Source organism: Pontibacterium sp., from assembly GCF_041587635.1.
Taxonomy (GTDB): domain Bacteria; phylum Pseudomonadota; class Gammaproteobacteria; order Pseudomonadales; family Balneatricaceae; genus Pontibacterium.
In genome coordinates this window covers 1-5158 of the sequence record NZ_JBFGYC010000283.1, presented here as the reverse complement: position 1 = coordinate 5158, position 5158 = coordinate 1, and the positions used below count along the sequence as shown (strand labels likewise).

Here is a 5158-nt window from a genome sequence, read left to right as displayed (position 1 = left end):
GCACCTGTGGTTAATCTGGCGCCTCTGAAAGAAGATATGGAAAAAGCCTTGGCGAAGGTTGAGAAAGCCGATGCTGCTGCAAAAAATGCAGAAGAAAAGGGTTTACCCACCGCCGAGAAAATGAAAGCGGGTGTGGAAAAACTGCGCGGCAAGTATGAAGAGGCCAAGCAGGCATATGATGCTGCTCTAAATGCGTCGGCACCCATTGTGCCCGCAGCCAATCTGGACGCATTGAAAGCAGATATGGACAGTGCGCGTAGCAAAGTAGAAAAAGCGGCCGCCGCAGCTAAGAATGCTGAGGAAAAAGGTCTTCCCACCGCTGAGAAGATGAAAGCGGGTGTGGAAAAGCTACGCGGTAAATATGAAGAGGCCAAGCAGGCCTATGTGGCAGCAGGGGGTGCCGTGGAAGCGGCACAACCTGACACCCTAACCATTGACTGATTTAAGGACCAAGTAACCGATGGCTTTAATTCGATCCAGTTCCCCTCATCTGCATAAGATGAATCAGACCGGCCATGTCATGCGTCTGGTCCTGATGGCGACCCTGCCGGGAATGGCTGCGATGACCTTCTTTTTTGGTTGGGGCACGCTGATCAACGTAATCTGGGCTTCCCTGCTGGCGGTCGGTTTTGAGGCTGCAATTCTTAAGTGGCGTAACCGTCCGGTGGGTTTTGTTCTGCGTGACTACAGTGCGCTGGTGACAGCCGTCCTGTTAGGACTCGCGCTGCCTCCGTTTGCCGCCTGGTGGGTGACGCTGGTGGGTGTGTTTGTGGCGATTGTGATTGCCAAACACCTCTATGGCGGTTTAGGACAAAACCCGTTTAATCCGGCGATGGTGGCGTATGCCTTACTGCTGATCTCATTCCCTGTTGAGATGACCCGCTGGACAGCACCTTTTGTGATGATTGATGCGGAGAGCAGCTGGTCTGTACTGAGCCTGTTCGATACGTTATCGCTGATCTTTGGCAGCATCGATAGTGCACTCATTGATAATTATACCGGTGCGACCCCACTGGATGCCTTGCGTCATCGGGGTGGACTGACTACCGAAGAAGCATGGCGTCAGGTACCTGTGCTGGCAGACGGTATTGGTGCATGGCATGCAGTGAGTGCCGCCTATGTTATGGGTGGTGTTTTCCTGCTCTACCGCAAGGTTTTTACCTGGCATGCGCCGGTTGCGATGTTGGCTTCCCTGACAGTGCTTTCAACACTGTTCTTTATCGTTGAGCCAGACTACTTTGCTGATCCGTTTTTCCATCTGACGGTGGGAGGCACGATGCTGGGGGCCTTCTTTATCGCCACTGACCCGGTGAGTTCTGCCACCAGTAACAAAGGCAAGATTTACTTCGGTATCGGGATTGGTGCGCTGATCTTCGTGATCCGTACCTGGGGTGGTTATCCGGATGCTGTAGCGTTTGCCGTATTGCTGATGAATCTGACGGCTCCGTTTATTGATCAGTACACCCAGCCACGTACCTACGGTCATGCTAAGGCGAACCGTGGCATGAAGGGAGATGCCTGATGGAAATGTTTACGGCAATCCGCAGCAGTACGCTGGGCATCACTATTTTTGCGGTCGTCACGGCTGCGCTGATCGCAGTCACTCAGGTGTCGACCAAAGATCGTATTCAAAAAAACGAACGTGAAGCGCAGGCCAAAGCGTTGTATGAGATCGTGCCGCGTGATCAGATCGACAACGATATGCTGGAAGACACAGTGTCATTTGTAGCGCCAGGGTTGCTCGGTCATGATCAGCCGGTTGATGCTTATCGTGCACGCAAAGAGGGTCAGGTGATCGCGGTGATTCTGCCCGTGACCGCCCCCGATGGTTATAGCGGTGCAATCAATATGATTGTTGGTATCACGCGTGATGGCAGCGTTGCAGGCGTACGTGTACTTTCACATAAAGAAACACCGGGGTTGGGGGATAAGGTCGATCTTAAAAAGTCCGACTGGATTCTCAGTCTGAATGATCAGAGAAATGATGACGATCAGCGCGCTAGTTTCGCCGTACAAAAAGATGGTGGTCGCTTTGATCAGTTCACGGGGGCAACGATCACACCGCGTGCAGTGGTTAATGCGACGGGACGCGCTCTGGATTACTTCCGAATTAATAAAGCGGCGTTGTTAGAGCCGAAGATCGCGAGGGCAGAATGATGTCCGTTGATGTTAAAAAAATTACGCTTGATGGTCTCTGGACCAATAACCCCGCGTTGGTGCAGCTGCTGGGATTGTGTCCATTGCTGGCGGTGACCGGTTCCGTGGTGAACGCTCTGGGCCTTGGGTTGGCGAGTACCATTGTTCTGTTGGGATCAAACCTGACGATCTCCGCTTTTCGTAAGTTCGTACCGGGCTCCGTGCGGCTGCCTATTTTTGTGATGATCATTGCATCGTTTGTGACGGCCATCGAGCTGTTGATGCAGGCGTTCACCTTCGAGCTGTATCAGATTCTGGGGATCTTCATTCCTTTGATCGTGACCAACTGCGCCATCATGGGGCGTGCGGATGCATTTGCCAGTAAGAACCCGGTGTCTGCGTCATTGTTGGACGGCTTGATGATGGGTGTGGGTTTCAGTGCTGTCTTGATAGTGCTCGGTGGGATGCGTGAAGCGTTGGGTAGCGGAACTTTGTTTGCTGACATGCAGTTACTGTTTGGGCCCGCGGCAGAGACCTGGAAAATTGTGCTGGTGGATGATTATAGCGGCTTCCTGTTTGCGGTACTGCCACCGGGTGCGTTCGTGGGCATGGGCCTGCTGATTGCACTTAAAAATATCATTGACGGTCGTTTGGAAGAGCGCCGTAAACGTCTGATGCCTGCCGGACCAACAGAAACCCAGCGTGTTCGTGTAACTGGTTGATTCTGCTGACGGAGATGCGTTCGTGTCTCCGTTTATACTCCCTTCATTGTGTTCTAATTAAAGATTCGATAGTCTGTGGTTTTCCTCAACTCGCGACATCAACGGAGCTGTTGTGTGAGTAACCCCATTCCAGTTGTAATTTGTGACGATTCTAACCTGGCCCGTAAACAGATGGCTAAGGCTTTGAGTCACTGGAACGTCGATGTCAGCTATGCAGAACACGGATTAACCGCACTCGAAGCTATTCGTATCGGCAAAGGTGATGTGCTGTTTCTGGATCTGAATATGCCAATCATGGATGGCTATCAGGTATTGGAACGCATCAGGGCTGAAGATTTGCCAACCATGGTCATCGTTGTCTCTGGTGATATTCAACCCGAGGCCCGTCGGCAAGTGCTGGCGATGGGCGCGCTCGACTTTATTCAGAAGCCGTTCTCAGAAGAAATTGTCTCCGATGTCCTGCGGCGTTATGGCTTGCTGAGCGAGTTGCAAGACGAAAATGACGAACTTCCCCTCGAAGATACCGCCGTCATACTACCCGACTATTACCAAGAGATTGCCAACGTTGCGATGGGACGTGCAGGTGATCGTCTGGCTCGATTTCTTGACGCTTTCGTTCATTTACCGGTTCCGGTCGTGGCATCGGTAACGCGAACTGAATTGGAGCAGCAACTAAGAACTTCCGCCGATCAGGGGAAGCGGGTCGTATCTCAGGGGTTTGTTGGCGCGGGTATCGCCGGTGAAGCAATGATCTCTCTGCCGCCGGAGAGTTTTGAGTCGGTAGCAGAACTGTTGAAGTTAAACTACGAAGCGACCACCGAGTTTGAGAACGAGATGCTCATGGATCTGGCTAATATCCTGATAGGTGCCTTCCTGCAATCGTTCGCTCGTCAGTTGGATATCGAATTCAGTTGTGGAACACCGGTGCTTCTACCAGCAATGACGTCACTTCCTTCTGGCGGTGAATGCTGGAAAGAGACGTTGTCCATTACGATTGAGTATGGCCTGAACGAACAGCGCAACAGTTGTGAACTGATGCTGGTGTTCAGTGAAGAGTCTCTAGAGCCGCTGCGAAAACTGAGTAAATTCTTCTGATGACTGATAGCAACGAAAGCCTGAATATTGATGAACTGCACTGGCACTTGGGATTGCTACACAACCTGAATGTTGGCTTGGTTGTACTGGATCAAAGCTACCAGGTCCAGCTTTGGAATGGTTTTATGTCTAATCATTCAGAGGTTGGGCCTGCGAAAATTCGGGAAAAGAATCTTTTTGATGAGTTTCCAGAGTTGCCAGTTGAGTGGCTGCGCCGAAAAATCGACAGCGTATTCCAGCTTAAAAGTCCCGCGTATATTACCTGGGAACAAAGACCTTATTTATTTGATTTTAGAAGTCAGCGCCCCATTACCGGTGTCGCAGCGCGCATGTATCAAAACGTCACTCTGATGCCCCTGACCTCGCCAACCGGTCAGGTCGAATTTGTCAGTATGATGATCGATGATGTGACAGATGTGGCTGTCAGCCGTATCGCGCTGGAAGAGGTGAACGGACAGTTACAAACTTTGAGTCGGGAAGATCGCCTCACGGGGCTCTTCAATCGCGGTCACTGGCAAGAGTGTCTGGATCTGGAATTGAATCGCTTTATGCGTGGGCAAGAAGCGTGCACGTTAATCCTGCTGGATATCGATCACTTTAAAGCGGTGAACGATAACTACGGCCATCCGGCGGGTGATGAAGTGATTCGCAAGATTGCTGCGCTTATGGCAGGACATGCCCGGAAAACCGATATAGTCGGGCGCTATGGCGGTGAAGAGTTTGGTGTCATTCTACCGCATACCAGTGCCACGCAAGCGGAGGTCTTTGCCGAACGCCTTCGTCGTGCAGCTGAATTACTGGATGTTGAGTTTGAAGGGCAAGTGATCAATATCACGATCAGCCTGGGTATCGCCGAGATACAGGTTGATGTGCAGGATGCTGAGCAGTGGATCGGGCAGGCCGACGAAGCGCTGTATCGTTCCAAGCAAAATGGCCGTAACCAGTTTAATGTCTATAATCACGAGTAACTGGAATCGCGGGTTATTTTAAGATGCCTGCGAACGTCATCTTGCCGATATAATCAAACTGAACACCTCCTTTAATCGCTGCTTGTTGTAAAACTGCCTCCGATGAATAAACAGAAACGCCACGAGATTTTCACGCGACTGCGTGACGATAATCCGAATCCAACCACTGAACTTGAATACAACTCGCCCTTTGAGTTGTTGATCGCTGTGATTTTGTCAGCACAGGCGACAGATGTG

The 5158-nt window shown here is 51.2% G+C and carries 5 protein-coding genes and 2 pseudogenes; all 7 read left to right on the top strand.

Going from position 1 to position 5158, the window contains the following annotated elements:
• A pseudogene (locus ABYW01_RS13525) lies at positions 1–441 on the top strand (electron transport complex subunit RsxC); the annotation flags it as partial.
• A gap of 19 nt (positions 442–460) precedes the next feature.
• Positions 461–1522 (top strand): electron transport complex subunit RsxD, encoded by a 1062-nt coding sequence (gene rsxD, locus ABYW01_RS13520; RefSeq protein ID WP_372833539.1) that lies wholly within the window; start codon positions 461–463, stop codon positions 1520–1522.
• The gene (gene rsxG / locus ABYW01_RS13515) at positions 1522–2157 is read left to right on the top strand and encodes an electron transport complex subunit RsxG (protein ID WP_372833536.1); all 636 of its coding nucleotides are present in this window, start codon (positions 1522–1524) and stop codon (positions 2155–2157) included. Before rsxD ends, rsxG begins: the two co-directional genes overlap by 1 nt.
• The gene (locus tag ABYW01_RS13510) at positions 2157–2858 is read left to right on the top strand and encodes an electron transport complex subunit E (RefSeq protein WP_372833540.1); all 702 of its coding nucleotides are present in this window, start codon (positions 2157–2159) and stop codon (positions 2856–2858) included. Before rsxG ends, ABYW01_RS13510 begins: the two co-directional genes overlap by 1 nt.
• A gap of 114 nt (positions 2859–2972) precedes the next feature.
• Positions 2973–3953, top strand: coding sequence for a response regulator (locus tag ABYW01_RS13505; RefSeq protein ID WP_372833534.1), 981 nt, complete (start codon positions 2973–2975; stop codon positions 3951–3953).
• A complete protein-coding gene (locus ABYW01_RS13500) occupies positions 3953–4921 on the top strand; it encodes a GGDEF domain-containing protein (protein ID WP_372833532.1) in 969 nt (322 codons plus the stop codon). Before ABYW01_RS13505 ends, ABYW01_RS13500 begins: the two co-directional genes overlap by 1 nt.
• 102 nt (positions 4922–5023) lie before the next feature.
• Positions 5024–5158: pseudogene (locus ABYW01_RS13495) on the top strand (endonuclease III); the annotation flags it as partial.

Bases quoted from the DNA above. Each gene is read 5' to 3' on its own strand.
- rsxD (WP_372833539.1), top strand. From the start codon at position 461: ATGGCTTTAATTCGATCCAGTTCCCCTCATCTGCATAAGATGAATCAG.
- ABYW01_RS13500 (WP_372833532.1), top strand. From the start codon at position 3,953: ATGACTGATAGCAACGAAAGCCTGAATATTGATGAACTGCACTGGCAC.
- ABYW01_RS13510 (WP_372833540.1), top strand. From the start codon at position 2,157: ATGTCCGTTGATGTTAAAAAAATTACGCTTGATGGTCTCTGGACCAAT.
- rsxG (WP_372833536.1), top strand. From the start codon at position 1,522: ATGGAAATGTTTACGGCAATCCGCAGCAGTACGCTGGGCATCACTATT.